We start from the raw sequence: 19,987 nt of genomic DNA on the forward strand, positions 1-19,987 counted from the left end.
GCCGTCGGCAGTGCCGTCACAGCGCCGCCTCCGTCGCCTTCGTGTCCGCCGGTATGCCGAGTTCCTCGTAGGCCCGGGCCACCATGGCGTGGGCGTGCCGGAGACCGATCCGCTCCAGGGTGCCGGCGAGGTCGGCCAGTTCGGCCGCCGTCTCGTCGCGGTCGCGGCCCAGCCGGGCCAGGGACTTGGCGAGGCCGAGGCGGGACAGCGCCTCCCCGCGCGGCTCGCTCATCTCCCGGAACTCCGCGAGCGCCTGCTCGTAGAGCTCCCGCGCCTGCGCGTACCGCCCGGCCCGGTACAGGACGTTGCCCCGCATCTTGTGGTTGTAGGCCAGCGCGCTCGACAGCCGCATCGCGCGGCACGTGCCCTCCGCCTCGGTCAGCAGTTCCAGGGCCCGCTCGGTGTCCCCGTCCCGCGCCGAGACGACGTCGGCCAGCCCGCGCAACGCCCAGGCGTGGCCCCGCCGGTCGTCCGCGCCTGCGGCGATCCCGGCGGCCTCCTCGAACAGCTCGTAGGCCGTGTCGTAGTCGCCGGAGTTGCGGTGCATCTGCGCGATGCCCTCCAGCGCCCAGACGGTGTGCCGGGCCTCTCCGCGCCGGCGGGCCTCGGCGAGCAACTGCTCGTGCAGCCGTCCGACGGCCTCGTAGTCGCCCTGGATGCGGCCGGTCTCGGCCAGGCCCGCGAGCGAGTAGCCGCGGACGACGACGTCCCCGCCGCGCTCGCCGAGGTCGGCCGCGAGCTGCAGCAGCCGGCGGGCCAGCGGGAATGCCCCCCGCTGCCGGGCCAGGGTCCCGCCGCTCCACAGGGCCCAGGCCATCGCCGCCACGTCCCCCGCCTGACGGGCGGCGCGGTAACTCGCCTTCCAGGCCCGGTCAGCGTCCTGCACCCGGCCCAGCCGCCGGTGCGCCTCGGCCACCGCGAGGCCGGAGCGCGCCGCCTCCGCGGGCTCGCCCGCGCGCTCGGCCGCTCTCAACTGCTCGGTACCGGCGGCCAGGACGTCGGTCAGTGAGGAGTTGACGGACAGGGTGGTGAGCGCGCCCTGGTATTCGGGGGCGAATGCCTTGCCGTACATCGATGCCTTTCGGTCCGTATACGCCTCATGTATACCCAGTGCGTATACATGGTGTGTATAGGGGGTGGAAACCTGCCCTGGCCCGGGGGCCAGGGCATCACCTGTTGCCGATCAAGACGTCGGCGGAACGGACCGGGTTGCCTGTGAGGCGCAGATCACCTGACAGGCAATCAGCGGGGTCTCAGTGCTGGCCGGGCTTCTGGGGGGTCGCCTCGCTCGGCCGGACGACGACGTACCCCTCGCCCTGGAGCAGCAGTTGCACGGCCTCGCCGGAGCCGCCGCGCAGCATCGAGCCGATGGACTGGGAGCGGTGCAGCGAGGTCTGCAGGCCCGCGGTCCAGCCGACGATCGCGTCGGTGTCCACGTACACCGGGTACTGCGCCGAGACCGGGATGACGAGCGGGTTGCCCTCGCAGATCAGGCCCAGTTTGCCGTGGCCGGTGAAGACGCTGTTGAACAGGCCGCCGCCGGTGATGCCCGCGCCCTTCACGGTGGCGATGCGGTAGGACAACGTGGCGTCGAAGCAGAGGACGTTGCGGCCGTTGACCGTGAACTCGTCGCCCGGTTCCACGTCGACGATGAAGCAGTTCTGCGCCTCGTGCGCGAACCACGCCTCGCCCTGCCCGCGCACCGCCATCAGTGGCAGTCCCTCACCGGTGACCGCGCGCTTGAGCATGCCGCCCACGCCCTGGCCCTTGCGCTCGAACTGGAGGTTGCCGCGGTAGGCGATCATCGCGCCCTGCCGGGCGAGCATCTCGCCGTTCACCGTGTACCGCACGCACTTGGTGTTCTCGATCGTCATGCCCGCCGCGACGGCCGGCTGTGCCATGTGTTCGCTGGAAAAGAGGTCACCCTTCATGCGGGCATCCTCGCCCGGAGGGTTTCCCTCCGCCAAGATCGCGCGTGCGGGCCCGGGGTGGAGCACGGTGACGCGGGTCAGCCGCCGAACATCTGGGTCCAGTACGTGCCCGCCCGGCCGCCGCCGGCGAGACCGATGCCGATGTGGGTGAAGTCCGGTCCGAGGATGTTGGCCCGGTGGCCGGGGCTGTTCATCCAGCCCTCCACCACGTCGGCCGGGGAGCGCTGGCCACAGGCGATGTTCTCGCCGATCGTCCGCTGGGTGGAGCCCGCCGCGGCGGCCCGGTCCCGGGGGCGGCTGCCGTCGGGTGCGGTGTGCGCGTAGAAGGCGCGGGCCACCATGTCCGCGCTGTGGGCCTGCGCTGCGGCGGTGAGCCGCGGGTCGGCGGCCAGCGGAGGCAGCCCGGCCCGTGTGCGGGCGCGGTTGGTGAGGTCGATGACGGTCTGCGCGGTGCTCTCCAGCCCGGCCGGGGTGAGCGGCGCGGCCCACAGGGCGGTCCAGTAGGTGTCGCCGGAGCGGCCGTCGCGGACGTGCGCCACCCCGGCGTGCCGGAACGCGGGCTCCTGCACGCTGCGGCGGGACGCGTCCGCGCGCAGGCAGTACGCGACGAACTCGGCGGCCGTACGCGGCCCGGACACCAGGTGCTCACCGATCGTGAGGTACGCGTACCCGGCGTCGATCACACGCTGGTAGACGGAGACGCCGTCCCGGGTCTCCACCCCGAGACGCCCGGCCGCGGCCATCGCGGCGGCGTGCTCCCGGGCCGCCGCGACGAGACGGCTGTCAAGGGAGACCGGCGGCGAACCGGCGGTGTCGCGAGCGGAGTTGACCAGCGGGAGGAAGCCGTCGGGGTCGGGGACGGCGGGGGAGCGGGCGGCGGACGGACGGTGCGTGGGCGGGGCCGAGTCCGCCGCGCGGGCGGACGGTGACGTCGGGGTGGAGCCCGCCGCCGGCCCCGGCCGGTCCGGGTGGGGCGTCCTCGCCGGTGGGCCGTCCGGCCCCGGCAGGCCCGGGCGGGACGGCGGCTGTGGCGGGCCGTCCGGCGCCGGTGTCCCGTCCAGTACCTCCACGCCGAAGTCCCGCGCGAGCCCCGCCAGTCCGTCCGCGTAGCCCTGCCCCAGGGCGCGCAGCTTCCAGCGGTCGCCGCGCCGGTAGAGCTCGGCGAGCAGCAGGACCTCCTCCTGCCCGGCGCGCGGCGGGGTGAAGCGGGCGAGCGCGCGGCGCCGGGCGTCGGTGACGTGCAGGGTGGGGGAGGGCAGGGCACCGAGGGCGGTGGCGGGATCGGCGGGGCTCACGGCGACGGTGACGCGGGTCGCGCCCGGACGCAGCTCCGCGGGGTCGACGACCAGCGTGTCGCCCCGCAGCCGGGCCCCGGGCGCCGAGGGCTGGTTGTAGAAGACGAAGTCGCCGTCGTCCCGGACCTTTCCGCCGTCGTCCGTGACCAGCGCGGACACGTCGAACGGGCCGGGTACCCGGACGGTCACCGCACCGTCCGGCAATGCCACGTTCCCCCCGGGGACCAACTCGGTCATCACGCCCCCCGCCCTCGTCGTGCCGCCCCTCCCTGAAACGGCCCGGCGCCCGGCGGAGTTCCCCCTCGCCGCGGACAACGGCCTGCCGCCGGCGACCCGTTGCGGGGGAACCCTGCTTCTCTCATCTCTGCTTCTTTTATTGACAGCGGAAAATAACCCCCTTACGTTCCGGTCATGCACTCGTCACGCCGCGCCGAGACGTTCCCGGTGAACACCCCGGCCGCGTCCCAGGTCTTCACCACCGTGCTGTCCCACGGCCCGCTCACCCGGCTGGAGGCCGCCCGCCGGGCGGGGCTGTCGCCGGCCGCCGTCACCAAGGCGGTGCGGCCGCTGATCGAGGCCGGTTACCTGGCGGAGGACACGGACGGGGAGGCGCGGCCGACCCTCGGCCGGCCCGCCAACCCCCTGCGGGTCAACGGTGACCGGGCGCTGTTCATCGGGGCCAAGGTCACCGGCGACGAGATCATCGGCGTGCTCACCGACCTGTGCTGCCGGATGCGTGTCTCCCGGCACGTGCCCCTGTCCGGCCCGGACCCACAATCCGTCCTTCAGGCCCTCACCGCCGTGGTCCAGGACCTGCTGAGCGAGGCGCACGGTCTCGGCGCGGCGGTGCTGGGCCTGGGCATCGCCGTCTCGGGGGACGTCGACCGCGCCGCCGGTGCCGTGCGCTACTCGCCGTTCCTGGAGTGGCGCGACGTGCCCCTCGCCGAACTCGCCTCGACCGCCACCGGTTTGCCCGTCACCGTCGACAACGACGTACGGGCGCTGACCGTCGCCGAGCAGTGGTTCGGCGCCGGGGCCGGACTGTCCGACTTCGCCGTCGTGACCGTCGGCGCCGGCATCGGCTGCGGCCTCGTCGTGCACGGCCGGGTCGTCGCCGGCGCGCACGGCGTCGCCGGGGAGATCGGGCACGTCACCGTCGACCCGGCCGGGCCGCCCTGCCACTGCGGCAACCGCGGCTGCGTGGAGGCCCTCGCGGGCGACGCCGCCATCGTCCGCCAGGTCGCTGACGCGACGGGCCTGCCGGTGGCCGACACCGCCGACGCCCTGGAACTGGCCCACCGGGGCGTCACCGGAGCGCGGGAGGTGTACGCCCGGGCGGGTGAGGCCATCGGCCGCGGCATCGCCACCGTCGCCAACCTCCTCGGACCCGAACGCGTGATCATCTCCGGCGAGGGCCTCGCCGCCTACGACCTGTTCGCCGAGCAGATCCGCGACGCCTTCGCCGCGGCCGCGTTCGGCTCCGCCGCCCGGTGCGACGTCCAGACCCGCCCGCTGCCCTTCGAGCAGTGGGCCCGCGGGGCCGCGGCCACCGCGATCCAGTCCTTCATCCGAGCCGACGACCAGCGGCCCAGCCGCTGACCGACCCAGGAGGTACGGCCCATGCGGTCATCCTCGTACTCCGCCCTGCCCGCACGCGCCCTCAGGGCCCTCGTGGTGCTGGCCCTCGCCGCAGGCGCCGTCACGGCCCTGCCCGGACCCGCCGGGGCCGGCACCGCCCGGTCCGCGACGACCGGAACCACCCCCGCCGCGCCCCTCGCCGCCAAGCCCTACATGGGCTGGTCCAGCTGGAGCATGCAGTCCTCCAAGTACCCCGGGCTCAACCCCGACGGCGACTACAGCTGGCTCACCGAGGCCAACGTCCTGAAGCAGGCCGACGCTCTCGCCGCCAAGCTGAAGAAGTACGGCTACGAGTACGTCAACATCGACGCCGGCTGGTGGCGCGACAAGGACTGGAAGCCCGGCTTCGACCGCTACGGCCGCCAGCAGGCCGATCCGATCCGTTTCCCGCGCGGCATGAAGGCGGTCGCCGACCACCTCCACGCCAAGGGCCTCAAGGCCGGCATCTACCTGCCCGTCGGCCTGGAGAAGGAGGCCTACGGCGACGGCAAGGTCCCCGTCCTGGACGCCGAGGGCTGCACCACCGCCGACATCGTGTACGGCGACCTGCGCACCACCAACGGCTGGGACAGCGCCTACAAGCTGGACTTTTCCGACCCCTGCGCGCAGAAGTACGTCGACTCCCAGGCGAAGATGTTCGCCGACTGGGGCTACGACTTCCTCAAGCTCGACGGCGTCGGACCCGGTTCCGGAAAGAGCGGCGACCGCTACGACAACGTTGCCGACGTGGCCGCCTGGAACAAGGCCATCGCCGCCACCGGCCGCCCCATCCACCTGGAACTGTCCTGGTCCCTGGACATCGGCCGGGTCGCCGACTGGAAGAAGTACTCCCAGGGCTGGCGCATCGACACCGACGTCGAGTGCTACTGCAACACCCTCGTCAGCTGGGAGAACTCCGTCGACGACCGCTGGGACGACGCCCCCGGCTGGACCCGGCACGCCGGACCCGGCGGCTGGAACGACCTCGACTCCCTCGACGTCGGCAACGGCGAGATGGACGGCCTCACCAAGGCCGAACGGCAGAGCTACGCCACCCTGTGGGCCATCGCCAAGTCGCCCCTGTACACCGGCGACGACCTCACCCGGCTCGACTCCCACGGCCTGTCCCTGCTGACCAACCGCGAGGTCATCGCCGTCAACCAGGGCGCGACCCCTCCCGCGCGTCCGGTCACCCCGTCCGACCCGCAGCAGGTGTGGGCGGCGAAGAACCCCGACGGCAGCTGGACCGTCGCCCTGTTCAACCTCGCCGACCGGCCCGCCGCCGTCACCGCCCACTGGGCCTCCCTCGGCCTCACCGGCAAGGCGGCGGTGCGCGACCTGTGGAACCACGAGAACCTCGGCAGCTACCAGGACCGGATCACCCAGGCCCTGCCCGCCCACGGCTCCCGCCTGTTCACCGTCACCCCGCGCGGCGGCACCCTCACCACCACCGGCTACGAGGCCGAGTCCGCCGCCAACACCCTCTCCGGCAACGCCTCGGCCGCCGACTGCTCCGCCTGCTCCGGAGGGCGCAAGGTCGGCAACCTCTACCTCGGCGGCAAGCTCACCTTCCAGAAGGTCGTCGTGGACCGGCCCGGCACCTACCAGGTGAAGGTCGCCTACGTCAGCGGCGATCCCCGCTCGGTCGAGGTCTCCGCGAACGGCGGCGGCGCCACGTCCCACAAGTTCCCCTCCACGGGCGACTGGGGCACCGCCGAGACCGTCAGCGTGCCCGTCACGCTCAAGGCCGGCACCAACACGATCACCTTCGACAGCGGTTCCGGCTACGCACCGGACATCGACCGCATCGACGTACCGAAGTCGTCCTGACCGGAACGGAGGCACCCCCATGGACAGCAACCCGCCCAGACGCAGCCTGCTCGCCCTGGCCGCGGCGACCGGTGCCCTGGCCGCCCTGCCCGCCTACACCGCGACGGCCGCACCCCGGCGCCCCGCCGCGTCGGCCGTCCCCGCCGGCGAGACCCGCCACACCCTGTGGTGGCGGGCACCCGCCGACGGGACGTCGATGATCGAGCAGGGCCTGCCCGTCGGCAACGGCCGCCTCGGCGCCCTCACGAGCAACGACCCCGGCCGCGAACTCCTGCTGATCACCGACGCCACGATGTGGACCGGCGGCCTCAACGACACCCTGGACGCCGACGGCCAGTTCCCCTACGGCCGCGACGAATTCGGCTCCTTCACCCTCCTCGCCCGCCTCACCGTGGAACTGCCCGGCCACGACCTGTCGGCCGTCTCGGACTACCGGCGCACCCTCGACCTCGCCCGGGGCCTGGTGAGCTGTTCCTACACGCGCTCCGGAGTGACGTACCGCCGGGAGATCTTCGCCAGCCGCCCGGACGACGTGATCGTCCTGCACTTCTCGCAGAGCGGAGGCGGCCGCCACAGCGGCACCGTCGTCCTCGAGGGCACCCACGGGGAGGGCGAGGGCGTCTCCTTCGGTGGAGCGTTCCCGGGCGGGCTGCGCTACGGGGCCGCCGTGACCGCCCACGGCAGCGGCGGCCGGGTCCGCGTCGACGGCACCCGGATCGCGTTCACCGACTGCCGCGACCTGACGGTCGTGGTCAGCGGCGGCACCAACTACAAGCCCGACGCGGCCACCCACTACCGCGACCCCTCCCTCGACCCCGAACACCTCGCCCGGACCAAGGTCCGGGCCGCGGCCGGGCACTCCGCCGCCACCCTCCTGCGCACCCACGTCGCCGACCACCGCGACCTCTTCGAGCAGTTCGACCTCACCCTGGGCACCTCGACCGACGACCAGCGCTCCCTGGACACCTGGGAGCGGATCCGGGCCCGCGCCCGCGACGGCGCCCCCGACCCGGAACTGGAAGCCGCCTACCTCCAGTACGGCCGGTACCTCACCCTCGCCGGGTCCCGCGGCAGCCTCCCGCTGGGCCTACAAGGGCTCTGGCTCGACGGCAACGACCCGGACTGGATGGGCGACTACCACACCGACATCAACATCCAGATGAACTACTGGCTGGCCGACCGGGCCGGTCTGCCGCAGTGCTTCGACGCGCTCACCGACTACTGCCTCGCCCAGCTCCCCTCCTGGACCGACCTCACCCGCCGGCTGTTCAACGACCCTCGCAACCGCTACCGCAACTCCACCGGGAAGAACGCCGGCTGGACCGTCGCCATCTCCACCAACCCGCACGGCGGGAACGGCTGGTGGTGGCACCCGGCCGGCAACGCCTGGCTGTGCGCCACCCTGTGGGAGCACTACGAGTACCGGCCCTCGCGCGCCTACCTGGAGCGGATCTACCCGCTGCTCAAGGGCGCCTGCGAGTTCTGGGAGGCCCGGCTGCTCACCACGACCCTCCCCGGGGAGTCGCGCGAGGTGCTGATCGCCGACAGCGACTGGTCACCCGAGCACGGGCCGCTCGACGCCAAGGGCATCACCTACGCCCAGGAACTGGTGTGGGCCCTGTTCGGCCAGTACGGCACCGCCGCGGCCGAACTGCGGCGCGACACCGGCTACGCCGAGACCATCGCGGGCCTGCGCGAGCGCCTGTACCTGCCCGAGGTCAGCCCGAAGACCGGCTGGCTGGAGGAGTGGATGTCCCCGGACAACCTCGGCGAGACCACCCACCGCCATCTCTCGCCCCTCGTCGGCCTCTTCCCCGGCGACCGCATCCGCCCCGACGGCTCCACACCGAAGGAGCTCCTCGACGGCGCCACCGCCCTGCTCGCCGCCCGCGGCATGAACAGCTTCGGCTGGGCCAACGCCTGGCGCGGCGCCTGCTGGGCGCGCCTGAAGGACGCCGGCAAGGCGTACCAGCTCCTGGAGAACAACCTCCGCCCCTCGACCGGCGGCACCAACGGCACCGCCTTCAACCTGTTCGACATCTACGAGGTGGAACGCGGCCGCGGCATCTTTCAGATCGACGCCAACCTGGGTACTCCCGCAGCCATGATCGAAATGCTCGTGCAGTCACGGCCCGGACACGTGGAACTGCTGCCCGCCCTCCCCGAGGCCTGGGCGGACCGGGGCAGCGTACGGGGAGCCGGCGTGCGGGGCGGCTTCGTCCTCGACCTGAGCTGGCGGCACGGCCGGCCCGTCGAGGCCACCGTGCGCAGCGTCGGCGGCCGCGCCACCACCGTGACGTACGGCGGAACGACCCGCAGGATCCGCCTCGCGCCCGGCGGTTCCGTGACGTTGCGGAACCTCGCACCGTGACACCGCCCGTAAGCGACCGACCGGCCGAAGGAGCACCGCCGATGCCCCGTACCGCACGCCCCCGCGGCCGTGCCGCCCTGGCCGCCCTGTCCTGCTGCGTCGCACTGGGCTGCGGGACCCGGACGCCCCCCGGCGAGCGGTCGGACCCGCCGTCCGGCGCGCCGACGGGCTCGGAATACGGCGTGGTCACCTGGGCCACCACCGCCGACCGCGTCGGCGAGGCCGTCGAAGGCCGCAGCTACCGGCTGATGGTGCACACCAGCGTCGGCGGGGGCGGCCTCCGGGTGCGGCTGTCCAACGCCTTCGGCGACCAGCCGGTGACGTTCGACGACGTCCACGCCGGACTCCAGCGGGAGGGGGCCGCCCTCGTCCCCGGCAGCAACCGGCGCCTGACCTTCGACGGCGCCCGCACCGTCACCGTCCCGCCCGGCGGCATCCGCTACAGCGACCCGCTGCCCGGGCACGTCCCCGCCGCGAGCACGCTCGCCGTCAGCTTCCACGTCGCGCGCGCGGGCGGCGCGCTCACCGGGCACTGGATGGCGCTGCAGACGTCGTACACCGGCGACGGCGACCACAGCGCCGAGGAGAGCGCGACGCACTTCGAGCAGCGCACCGGCTCCTGGTTCTACCTCGACGCCGTCACCGTGCGGCCGCGCGGGAAGACGGGTGCCGTGGCCGTCCTCGGCGACTCCATCACCGACGGCTGGCAGTCCACGACCGACACCGACCGCCGCTGGCCCGACTATCTGGCCCGCCGCCTGGCGAAGGACCGCGCCGGCCTCGTCAAGGGCGTGGCCAACGAAGGGCTCAGCGGCAACCGGGTCCTCACCGACGGGCCCGGGCAGAGCGCCCTGAACCGCCTGAACCGGGACGTGCTGTCGCTGCCGGGTGTGCGCACGGTCTTCCTGTTCCAGGGCGTGAACGACATCAAGGGCGAACCGGCACCCACGGCCGACGAACTCGTCGCCGGGTACAGGACCCTGGCCGAGCGGGCGCACGCGGCCGGGAAGTGCGTCGTCGGCGCCACGATCGCCCCGTACAAGGGCTGGCCGGAGTGGGACCCCGAGGGCGAAGCGGTGCGGCGGGAGGTCAACGCCTTCGTCCGCGGCAGCGGCACGTTCGACGCCGTCGCCGACTTCGACCGCGTCCTGCGCAGCCCCTACGATCACGAGCGGCTCCTGCCGGCCTTCGACGGCGGCGACCACGTGCACCCCAACGACAAGGGGATGCAGGCGATGGCCGACGCCGTCGATCTCAGGAGCCTGGACTGCCGGACCGGCCCATGAGAGGCACGACCGGGTCCGCCACGCCGGGCCCCCGGGCAGGTCAGGCGGCTCTCAGGACGCCGACGGCTCCGGGGTGATCAGGCCCTCCCGGTAGGCGATCGCCACCGCCTCGCCGCGGCTGGACGCGCCCAGCTTGGCCAGGATGTTGGAGACGTGGACGCTCGCCGTCTTGCCGCTGATGAACAGCTCCTCGCCGATCTGCCGGTTGCTGCGGCCGAGCGCGAGCAGCCGCAGCACGTCCTGCTCGCGCGCCGTGAGCACACCCGCCCGGTCACCGGCGGGCGGGGCGTCCGCCAGCCGGGCACGGCGGACCAGGGCGTCCACCCGTTCGCGCAGCGGTGCCGCCGCGAGCCGGTCGGCGGTCTCCCGCACGAGTCGGGCCTCGGCCGCCGCCTCCTCGCGGCGCCCGGCCGCCACCAGGGCCTCGGCGTGGCGCAGCCGGCAGCGTGTGCGCTCGTAGACGTCGCCGTAGCCGAACGCCGCCACCGCCCGGGCCCAGGCCTCAGCGTCCGGCCCCGCGACGGCCCGGAGCCCCTCCGCCTCGGCTCGGGCCAGCCACGCCGTCCCCTCCGGGCCCTGGGGAGTGCCGTCCTCACCGCGCACGGCGACGTCCCGGGCCAGCTCCACCAGCTCGGCCGCCGTGTCCGTCCAGCGGCGGGCGGCGGACTCGTCGCCGCCCAGCCGCAGTTCCACGGCCGCGTCGGCCACGGCCGACAGCGCCAGGGCGGCGAGCCGGACCGTCACATCGGGACGGGTGCCCGCCTCGTCGGTGAGGGCCGCCACCGTGGAGCGCATCCAGCGCACCGCCTCCTCGGGATCACGCCGCTGCGCCGCCGCGTCGGTGAGGACGATCCCCGCCACCAGGGTCGCCATCCAGTCGAAGGGCCCCTCCAGCAGGGCGCGCGCCCGCTGCTCCGCCGTGCGGTCACCGCGCGCCAGGGCCACGTACAGCGCCGGACCGACGGTGTACCCGCCGGCCGCCGGCAGCACCTCCGCGTCGGCCGCCGCCGCCTCCACGCACTCGTCCCAGCGGCCCAGCACCTGCAGCACCAGCAGCCGCAGATACCGCATCTCCAGCGGGTACGGCGACGACAGCAGCCCGGCCCGCCGGGCCCGGTCCAGCCCTTCCGTCAGCCAGGGCACGCACTCCGCCAGCGCCCCCGACTCGTAACAGCCCATCGCCAGGTTGAACAGGGCCCGCAACTCCACGGCCGCGTTGCCGGAACCGCGGGCCAGCTCCCGGGCCCGCAGCAACTGCTCACGGCCCTCGGGATCGCGCCGCCCGCCCGCGTCGAAGACGGCCAGGGAGATCAGCAGATCCGCCTGGGCGTCGGTCACCCGCAGCTTCTCCGCCACGCTCAGCGCCCGCCGGGCGACCCGCAGCGCCGTCTCGTTCTCCCCGATGTGACGTGCGGCCATGGCGTGCGTGGCCGCCGCCCACACCCAGGTGCGCGACGGCGGCTCCTCGGGGATCATCGCCAGCGCCTCGCTGCTGTAGGCGAACGCCGCGCTCAGGCTGTCCACGCTCAGCAGGTTCCCGGCGAGGGTGTAGCGGACCCGGGCGGCCAGCTCGGAGTCGGCGTCCTGGCCCAGCTGGGTCAGCGCCGACCGGGTCAGCGAGACCGCGCGGTGCAGCTCCCCGGCGTGCGCGGCCGCCGCCGAGGCCCGCAGCGTCAGCGTCACCCGGTCGGCACCCGGCGGCCGGTCCCCGGCGGCCACCGCCGACCACACGTCGAGGGCTGCTTCGAGGTGCCGGTGCTCCTCCGCAGGCGCCCCCACCCGCTGGGCGTGGTCGGCGGCCTCCAGCGAGGCGGCCAGCGCCTCGGCGAGGTCGTGGCTCTCCCGGTAGTGGTGGGCGCGCTCGGCGGCGCTCTCGGCGCGGCGGCCGCGCCCGGCGAGCAGCCGCGCGAACGCGCCGTGCAGCCGGGCCCGTTCCCCCGGCAGCAGATCGGCGTAGACGGCCTCGCGGGCCAGCGCGTGCCGGAAGGAGTACGTGTCGTCGTCCCCGGCGACCAGCAACTGCCGCCCCACCGCCTCGCGCAGCGCCGACTCCAGCTCCTCCTCCGGCAGCCCGACCGCCTCGCGCAGCAGGTCGTGCTCGACCCGGCGCCCGGCTACGGCCGCGGTGCGCAGCACCTGCTGGGCCGTGTCGGAGAGCTGCTCGAAGCGGATCAGCAGCACGTCGGCGAGCCCGCTCGGCACCCCGCCGGCCCCGGTGTCCGTCGCCGCGAGCAGCTCCTCCGCGTAGAAGGCGTTGCCCTCGGCCCGCTCCACGATCCGCCGCACCGTGGTCTCCGGCAGCGGCCGGCGCTCCAGGGCCCGCACGAGCCGCGCCACCTCCGGATCGGGCAGCGGCCGCAGCTCCAGCCGCTCGACGGCCGGCAGCCGTACCAACTCCGCGAGCAGCGGCCGCAGGGGGTGCCTGCGGTGCAGGTCGTCCGCCCGGTACGAGGCGAACACCGCCAGGCGCCGCCGCAGGACGCCCCGCCCCAGCAGGAACCGCAGCAGGTCCCGGGACGACTGGTCGGCCCAGTGCAGGTCCTCCAGCACCAGCAGCAACGGCGCCACGTCCGCGACCTCGGCCAGCAGCCCGGCGATCCCCTCGAACAGCCGCAACCGCCCGTCCACGTCCCGCACGGCGTCGCTCCCCGACCCCAGCAGCCGCTCGGCGACCGGATGCCCGGCCACGGCGGCCGAGAACCGCTCGTCGGCGGCGAGCACGCCCAGGATCTCGGTGAACGGCAGATAGGGCAGACCGACGTCGCCCAGATCGACGCAGTGCCCGACGACCACGGTCATACCGGTCGCGGCGGCCCGTTTCCCGGCCTCGTCGAGCAGCCGCGTCTTGCCGACGCCGGCGTCCCCGGCGAGGAGCACGGCGCGCGCCTCACCCGCGCGCGCCCCCTGCAGCACCTCGGAGAGGCGCGCGAGTTCGGCTTCCCTCCCGACGACCGGCGCGATGAACGAAGCCTGCGGCACTGGACCAACCTTCTTCTCCGGACGCGCGGGCACCTGCGCGCTCCACCATGAACGACCCGCGGCCGACGGCCGGCGGCACGCCGTGGGCTACCCCCGCAGCACCGTGGCCCAGTCCGCCGGCACCCGCCCGGCCGGCCCCGGCGCGGGCTGGTCCTCGGGATGACTCACCGGCGCGGCCAGTTCGGGCCCGCCCTCGTACAGCTCGTTCGTCTCGTAGCTCCAGAACCAGCTCTCACCCGGCTCGTAGCTCTGCACGAACGGGTGCCCGGTCTCCCGGAAATGCGCCGTGGCGTGCTTGGCCGGCGAGCTGTCGCAGCAGCCCACGTGCCCGCACTGCGCGCACCGCCGCAGGTGGAACCACCACCCTCCGTCCGCGTCGCACTCCGCGCACCCGCTGCCGCTCGGCGGCACGCTCGGGTCGATGCCGTTCTCGTCACTCATTCCGACTCCTCCTCGGCCGCCGTCAGCGGCAGCAGCACCTGGAACCGCGTGTCGCCCGGCTCCGATTCCACCTGGATGTTGCCGTGATGCTTGTTGACCACGATCCGCCAGGAGATGTCGAGGCCGAGCCCCGTGCCCTCGCCCACCGGCTTCGTCGTGAAGAAGGGGTCGAAGATCCGCTCCCGGTCCTGCGGCGGGATGCCGACGCCGGTGTCCCGGAACTCCACCAGCAGCCGGTCGTGCTCCCGGGCCGTGCGGACGGTCAACGTCCCTTCGCCGCCCGCGCTGTTCATCGCCGAGACCGCGTTGTCGATCAGGTTCGTCCACACCTGGTTGAGCTCCGCCGGGTACGCCGGGATCCTCGGCAGCGTACGGTCGTAGTCCTTGACGACCTTGATCCGCGGGCCCGTCTTGCCCGACAGCATCAGCAGGGTGCTGTCGAGGAGTTCGTGCACGTCGGCGTTCTGGAACGGCGCCCGGTCGAGCTGCGAGTACTGCTTCGCCGCGTCGACCAGGTGCGAGATGCGCGTGGTGGAGTCGCTGATCTCGTCCATCAGCAGCTCGGTCTCGACGGTGTAGCTGAGCCAGCCGATCGCGCTCGGCAGCATCTCCTCGTCGACGGCGGCCGCGACCTGGTCCAGCCAGTCCACGTCCAGTCCGGCCTGGACGAACGTGGGCGCGATCCGCCAGCCGTCCTGGATGCCGTGGTCGTCGAGCCAGTCGGCGAGCGCGTCCTCCCGGTCTGAGGCCTCCAGCGGAGTCAGCACGGGTGCCTTGGCGACGCGCTCGGCGGTGCGCTCCTGGATGTCGATGAGGTTCGCCATCACCTCGGGGGAGTACGAGCCCTGCGCGATGATCGCCAACTTGTGGCGCATCTTGCCCACGCGCTCCCGCAGCGTCGCGGTCGCCCGCACCGCCGCCGCGGCCGGATTGTTCAGCTCGTGCGTGAGACCCGCGGACAACGAGCCGAGCGCCAGCAGCCGTTCGCGCTGCCCGATGGCCCGCTGGGTGTTCTTCGAACCGAAGAAGAGCCCCTCCAGCAGGTGCACCGCCATCGGGAACCACTCCTGCATGATCTGCGCGAACGTGTCGGCGGGCAGCACGAAGAAGCGCGTCGGCTCGGTCACGCGCATGGAGTTGTTGTAGACCTGCCGCACCCGGTCGCCGAGGTAGGCCTGCATCGAGCCCGCGTACACCCCGCGCTGGGAGGTGCGGCTCACCTCCACGTCGTCCCCGCCGACCCGGCGGTAGAGCACGACCGTGCCTTCCAGCATCACGTAGAAGCAGGTGGCGGGGTCACCCTCGGTGTACACCGGGCCGGGCTCGAACCGCTCCACCCGCCCTTCGGCGCACAGCCGCCCGAGCTGTTCGGGCGTGAGCTTCTCGAACAGGAACAGCGCCCCGATCTCCTCGGGGTTGCACGGCAGGCACGCCCCGCTCACGACTGCTCCAGGTAACGGTGGACGAGCATCACGGCCATGGCTCCCTCTCCGACGGCGGACGCGACCCGCTTGGCGGACTCGGAGCGGGCGTCGCCCGCCACGAACACGCCGGGCACGTTGGTCTCCAGGTGGTACGGCGGCCGGTCCAGCTCCCAGCCCTCGGGCGGACGGCCGTCGGCGGTCAGATCGGGCCCGGCGAGGATGAACCCGCGTGCGTCGCGCAACACCGTGCCGTCCAGCCAGCCGGTCAGCGGGGCGGCGCCGATGAACACGAACACGAACTGCGCGTCCACCTGCTCCGTCTCGCCGGTGTCCACGTCCCGCAGGGTCAGCCGCTCCAGATGGCCGTCGCCGTGCGCCTCCTCGACGACCGTGCGGGCACGCACCCGGATGTTGGGCGACTCCTCGATCTGCTGGATCAGGTAGTGCGACATCGACGCCGTCAGCGACTCGCCGCGCACCAGCAGCGTCACCGACTTGGCACCCCGCGACAGGTACATCGCCGCCTGTCCCGCGGAGTTGGCCCCGCCGACGATGTACACGTCCTGCCCCTGGCAGGCGGGCGCCTCGGTCAGGGCGGAGCCGTAGTAGACCCCGCATCCGGTCAGGTCGTCGCAGCCGGGCGCCTGGAGCTGCCGGTAGCTGACGCCGGTCGCCAGGATCACGCTGTGCGCGGCGACCGCCGAGCCGTCCGAGAACCGCACGACGCGGGCTGCGCCGTTGACCTCCAGGGCCGTCACCTCGCGCGCGGTGAGGATCTCCGCGCCGAACTTGGCGGCCTGCCGCCGGGCGCGGTCGGTGAGCTGCGCCCCGGACACGCCGTCGGGGAAGCCCAGGTAGTTCTCGATGCGGGAGCTCTGCCCGGCCTGCCCGCCGGTCGCCGACCGCTCCACCAGCACCGTCCGCAGCCCCTCGGAGGCGCCGTAGACGGCCGCGCCGAGCCCGGCGGGGCCACCGCCGATCACGACCAGGTCGTAGAAGTCCGCGGTCGGGGTGGTCGCCAGGCCGACCCGGGCCGCGAGGTCGACGGCCTCCGGCTCGACCAGCGGTGTCCCGTCCGGGGTGATCACGACCGGCAGCCGCAGCCCGTCCGCGCCGGCCGCGGCCAGCAGCCGCCGCCCCTCCGGCTCGTCGGAGGAGTACCAGCGGTAGGGCACCTGGTTGCGGGCGAGGAACTCCCGCACGTCCGAGGAGCGCGCCGACCAGCGGTGCCCCACGACCTTGGTGGCCGGCACGGGCCGGAAGTCGCTGGACCGCCAGGCCTGCAGCAGGTCGTCCAGCACCGGGTAGAGCTTCTCCTCCGGGGGGTCCCACGGCTTGAGGAGGTAGTGGTCGACGTCGACGACGTTGATCGCGTCGATCGCCGCGTTCGTGTCCGCGTACGCGGTCAGCAGCACGCGCCGCGCACCCGGATAGACGTCCAGCGCCTGTTCGAGGAACTCGATGCCGTTCATCTGCGGCATCCGGTAGTCCGCGAGGATCACCGCGACGAGATCACCGCGCAGCTTCAGCTCCCGCAGCGCGTCCAGCGCCGACTCGCCGGACTCCGCCCGCACGATCCGGTACGACGCGCCGTACCGCCGCCTCAGGTCCCGGGCCACGGCCCGGGAGACCCCCGGATCGTCGTCCACGGTCATGATGACGGTCCGCGCCGTATCGGCGGCCTGTGCCATACGTCCCCCACACCGGGCGGTCGACTCACGGCACGGCGTCCCGGGCGCCGCGCCGACCTTCGCCCATCGTATGTTCGATCGCCGCGGAACGCCCGGATACGGAGATCACCGCCACACGGCGCCCGGCCGGCGCGGAGGTTGGGGAAGACTGATCACCATCGCCAGTGACCTACACAAGGAGGCAGCCGGATGACACGCCCGATCACCGCAGGGGTCGACGGAACGCAGGAGAGCCTCGCGGCCCTCGGCTGGGCGGCCCGCGAGGCGGTGCGGCGCGACCGTCCGCTGCGCGTGGTGCACGCCTGGGGGTTCCAGCCGCAGGAGGCGCTCGAGGCCGGGATCGAGGGGGACGCGGACAGCCAGGCCGAGTGGGTGCACAGCGCCGTGACGGAGGCCGTCACGACCGTGACCGAACGTCACCCCGAGCTGGAGGTGACCACCGACGTCGTGCAGGCCCCGGTCGTCGACACCCTGGTCGCCGCCGCTGCCGACGCCGAGCTGCTCGTCCTCGGCTCGCGCGGGCACGGGCCGATCGTCGGCTTCCTGCTCGGCTCGATCGGCCAGCAGGTCATCGCGGAGACCACCCGGCCCGTGGTGCTCGTCCGGGCCGGCGACCAGCCTTCGGGCGAGGCGGCCGGGCGGGAGGTCGTCGTGGGCCAGCAGGGCGACCCGGAGGACAGCGCCGACGCGCTCCGCTTCGCGTTCGAGACGGCGGCCGCGCGCGGCGCGACCGTGCGGGTCGTCCGGGCCTGGACCCTGCCGCCCGTGTTCGCCTACAGCCCCGGCTCGCTGAAGCTGCTCGACGAGGCCGGGGGCCTGGAGCCGTACGAGAAGAAGGCCCTGGCCGCCGCGGTCCGGCCCTGGCGGGAGCGGTTCCCCGAGGTGCCGGTGGAGGAGCACGTGGAGATGGGCAGCGCCGGCCAGGTGCTGCTGTCGGTGGCCGGGACGGCGCAGCTGATGGTCGTCGGCCGGCGCGCCCACCGTACGGCCGTGGGCGCCCGGATCGGCTCGGTGGCCCACGGGATGCTGCACCACGCGGACTGCCCGGTGGCCGTGGTGCCGCACGTCTCGGCGGAGCGGTAGCTCACTCCGCCGTCGGCTGCAGCGTCTTGCGCGCCTTCGGCAGGATGTTCTTGATGTAGTCCTCGACCGCCGTGTCGAGGCCGATGTCGTGCTGGGCCCGCTCGGACAGGTACCAGCGGTGTTCCAGGAGCTGGTGGTAGATCTCCGCCGGGTCCATGGAGCCGCGCAGTTCGGGCGGGACGGCCCGCACGGTCGGCCGGAAGACCTCCCGCACCCAGCGGTGGGCCAGTACCTCGGGGCGGGCACCGAGAGGATCGCCGGGCGCGTAGTCGTCCTGGGTGGCCATCCAGCTCTCCAGGTCGTTCAGCAGCCGCCGCGCCTGGTTCTCCTCGGTGTCGAGACCGGTCAGCCGCAGCAGCTGGCGCTGGTGGTGTCCCGCGTCGACGACCTTGGGCACGAAGGTGACCGTGTCCCCGTGGGCGGCGTGCTCGATCTGCATCTCGGCGACGTCGAAGCCGAGTTCGTTCAGGCGGCGGATGCGGCGTTCTATGTAGTGGTGCTTGCCCGCCGGGTAGACGGACGTGCGGGTCAGCTCGTCCCACAGGCCGCGGTAGCGGGCGCAGATCTCCATGCCGAACTCGATCGGATCCACCGACGGGTGCAGCGCCCCGGAGGCCTCCAGGTCCAGCAGCTCGCCGCTGATGTTGACCCGGGCGAGATCGAGGTCGTACTCGCGCTGCCCCTGGCTGAGCTGCGGGTGCAGGTCACCGGTCTCGGCGTCCACCAGGTAGGCCGCGTAGGCGCCCGCGTCGCGGCGGAAGAGGGTGTTGGACAGCGAGCAGTCACCCCAGGCGAACCCGGCGAGGTGCAGCCGCACCAGCAGGACGGCGAGCGCGTCCATCAGCCGGTGCATGGTGGCCGGGCGCATGGTCGTCTCGAACATCGAGCGGTACGGCATCGAACCGCCCAGGTGCCGGGTGACCAGCACGCTCTCCAGCGGGGCGCCGTCCGCGTCGGTGCGGCCCGTGACCACGGCCAGCGGGTCCACCGCCGGGATGCCGAGCCGGTCCAGGTCGCGCAGCAGTTCGTACTCGCGCAGCGCGGGCCGCTCGGCCAGCTCCTTGACGGCGATCACCTCGTCCCCGGCGCGCGAGTAGCGCACGACGTGGCGGGAGATGCCACGCGGCAGCGGGACCAGGTACTCCTCCGGCCAGTCCTCCAGGGGCACGTCCCAGGGCAGCTCCAGCAGGAGCGCGGGGTGCTCCGGGTTCGTCGCGCTGATCTGCAGTGCCATGCGCCGGGTGTCCTTGTCTCGCCGCCGATCGTCGCCTCACTCTAGAGGGCGCGTTCCCGGGCGAGGTGTGCGGCGTCGCGCAGCGGACCGCTGTGCAGCGGCCCGTGCCCGGGCAGCAGCAGCTCGCCCTCCAGATCGGCGAGGACGTCGAGGGAGGCCACCGCGCGCGGCCGTTCGTGGTGGAACATGTCGGGCAGCAGCTGCGGACCCTCGATCCGCGAGGTGGCGTGCCCGCTGACCAGGGCGTCGCCCGAGATCAGCGCACCGATGCCCGGCAGGTGGTAGGCGCAGTGCCCGTCGGTGTGGCCCGGCGTGTGCACCGGCACGGGGCGGCCGGGCAGGTCCAGGGCGCCCGCCCGTGGGAACGGCTCGGGGGCCGTGACGGGGTGCTGCTGCGTGCCGCCGGACCGGAGCACGTGCGCCGTCCACGACAGCACCCCGGGGCGCCAGGCGTTCCGCAGCACCGTCCCGACGGTCACCTGCTGCAGGAAGTCCCGTCGGGCGTGCGGCACTTCGGCCTCGTGCAGGTACACGGGCGTGCCGTACGCGGCCCGCAGGTACTCGGCGGATCCGAGGTGGTCGTTGTGCGCGTGCGTGATCAGCACGGCCGCGACCGCCTCCGGGGCGGCGCCCACCTCCGCGAGCGAGGCGAGGAGCTGCTCCCGGTCACCGGGGTAGCCGGTGTCGACCAGGGTGACGGCGTCCCCTTCCGTGAGGATCACCCAGTTGGTGTTCGAGCCGTGCACCAGATAGGTGCCGTCCGCCACGTGCTGTACGCCTGCCCGCATGATCGCCCCACGCTGTG

Annotated in this window: 14 protein-coding genes; 5 read left to right on the plus strand and 9 right to left on the minus strand. The window is 73.6% G+C overall.

Annotated features, from left to right (window positions below; all coding sequences use genetic code 11):
* Positions 1–16 precede the first annotated feature (16 nt).
* The 3 genes from ACIGAQ_RS27080 to ACIGAQ_RS27090 all read right to left on the minus strand — a co-directional run bounded on the left by ACIGAQ_RS27080 (position 17) and on the right by ACIGAQ_RS27090 (position 3,463).
* Complete coding sequence (locus ACIGAQ_RS27080) at positions 17–1,072, minus strand: tetratricopeptide repeat protein (protein WP_362285322.1); 1,056 nt, start codon at positions 1,070–1,072, stop codon at positions 17–19.
* Between the two features lie 181 nt (positions 1,073–1,253).
* Entirely contained in the window at positions 1,254–1,931 is a 678-nt protein-coding gene (locus ACIGAQ_RS27085; RefSeq protein WP_311678919.1) for an AIM24 family protein, read from the minus strand.
* 77 nt (positions 1,932–2,008) lie between these two features.
* The gene (locus ACIGAQ_RS27090; protein ID WP_399787049.1) at positions 2,009–3,463 is read right to left on the minus strand and encodes a CAP domain-containing protein; all 1,455 of its coding nucleotides are present in this window, start codon (positions 3,461–3,463) and stop codon (positions 2,009–2,011) included.
* A 174-nt stretch (positions 3,464–3,637) separates the two neighbouring features.
* On the opposite strand from ACIGAQ_RS27090, the gene ACIGAQ_RS27095 reads away from it, so the two are divergent.
* From ACIGAQ_RS27095 to ACIGAQ_RS27110, 4 genes are read left to right on the plus strand one after another with little or no spacing between them, the layout of a single operon-like run.
* The gene (locus tag ACIGAQ_RS27095; protein ID WP_399787052.1) at positions 3,638–4,825 is read left to right on the plus strand and encodes an ROK family protein; all 1,188 of its coding nucleotides are present in this window, start codon (positions 3,638–3,640) and stop codon (positions 4,823–4,825) included.
* Between the two features lie 21 nt (positions 4,826–4,846).
* On the plus strand, positions 4,847–6,673 hold the full coding sequence (locus ACIGAQ_RS27100; protein WP_399787055.1) for an alpha-galactosidase D: 1,827 nt from the start codon (positions 4,847–4,849) through the stop codon (positions 6,671–6,673).
* 19 nt (positions 6,674–6,692) lie between these two features.
* Positions 6,693–9,044 carry a glycosyl hydrolase family 95 catalytic domain-containing protein gene (locus tag ACIGAQ_RS27105; RefSeq protein WP_399787058.1) on the plus strand — a complete coding sequence of 784 codons (2,352 nt, stop codon included), beginning with the start codon at positions 6,693–6,695 and terminating at the stop codon, positions 9,042–9,044.
* 41 nt (positions 9,045–9,085) lie between these two features.
* A complete protein-coding gene (locus ACIGAQ_RS27110; protein WP_399787061.1) occupies positions 9,086–10,330 on the plus strand; it encodes an SGNH/GDSL hydrolase family protein in 1,245 nt (414 codons plus the stop codon).
* A gap of 51 nt (positions 10,331–10,381) precedes the next feature.
* On the opposite strand, the gene ACIGAQ_RS27115 is transcribed toward ACIGAQ_RS27110, so the two are convergent.
* The 4 genes from ACIGAQ_RS27115 to ACIGAQ_RS27130 all read right to left on the minus strand — a co-directional run bounded on the left by ACIGAQ_RS27115 (position 10,382) and on the right by ACIGAQ_RS27130 (position 16,865).
* Complete coding sequence (locus ACIGAQ_RS27115; RefSeq protein ID WP_362285342.1) at positions 10,382–13,309, minus strand: AAA family ATPase; 2,928 nt, start codon at positions 13,307–13,309, stop codon at positions 10,382–10,384.
* Between the two features lie 87 nt (positions 13,310–13,396).
* Positions 13,397–13,750 (minus strand): UBP-type zinc finger domain-containing protein, encoded by a 354-nt coding sequence (locus ACIGAQ_RS27120; protein ID WP_311678907.1) that lies wholly within the window; start codon positions 13,748–13,750, stop codon positions 13,397–13,399.
* On the minus strand, positions 13,747–15,192 hold the full coding sequence (locus tag ACIGAQ_RS27125) for an ATP-binding protein (RefSeq protein WP_399787065.1): 1,446 nt from the start codon (positions 15,190–15,192) through the stop codon (positions 13,747–13,749). The genes ACIGAQ_RS27120 and ACIGAQ_RS27125 overlap by 4 nt, the downstream gene beginning before the upstream one ends.
* On the minus strand, positions 15,189–16,865 hold the full coding sequence (locus ACIGAQ_RS27130; protein WP_399787068.1) for an FAD-dependent oxidoreductase: 1,677 nt from the start codon (positions 16,863–16,865) through the stop codon (positions 15,189–15,191). Before ACIGAQ_RS27130 ends, ACIGAQ_RS27125 begins: the two co-directional genes overlap by 4 nt.
* A gap of 189 nt (positions 16,866–17,054) precedes the next feature.
* On the opposite strand from ACIGAQ_RS27130, the gene ACIGAQ_RS27135 reads away from it, so the two are divergent.
* Entirely contained in the window at positions 17,055–17,948 is an 894-nt protein-coding gene (locus ACIGAQ_RS27135) for a universal stress protein (protein ID WP_311678904.1), read from the plus strand.
* Between the two features lies 1 nt (position 17,949).
* On the opposite strand, the gene ACIGAQ_RS27140 is transcribed toward ACIGAQ_RS27135, so the two are convergent.
* Both ACIGAQ_RS27140 and ACIGAQ_RS27145 read right to left on the minus strand, forming a co-directional pair.
* Complete coding sequence (locus ACIGAQ_RS27140) at positions 17,950–19,182, minus strand: DUF4032 domain-containing protein (RefSeq protein ID WP_311678902.1); 1,233 nt, start codon at positions 19,180–19,182, stop codon at positions 17,950–17,952.
* Positions 19,183–19,223: 41 nt separating this feature from the next.
* Positions 19,224–19,970 carry an MBL fold metallo-hydrolase gene (locus ACIGAQ_RS27145; RefSeq protein ID WP_399787072.1) on the minus strand — a complete coding sequence of 249 codons (747 nt, stop codon included), beginning with the start codon at positions 19,968–19,970 and terminating at the stop codon, positions 19,224–19,226.
* Positions 19,971–19,987: the final 17 nt, after the last annotated feature.

Origin of the sequence: Streptomyces sp. NPDC085932 (assembly GCF_044540525.1) — a bacterium.
In the GTDB taxonomy this organism is placed as follows: Bacteria; Actinomycetota; Actinomycetes; order Streptomycetales; family Streptomycetaceae; genus Streptomyces; species Streptomyces levis.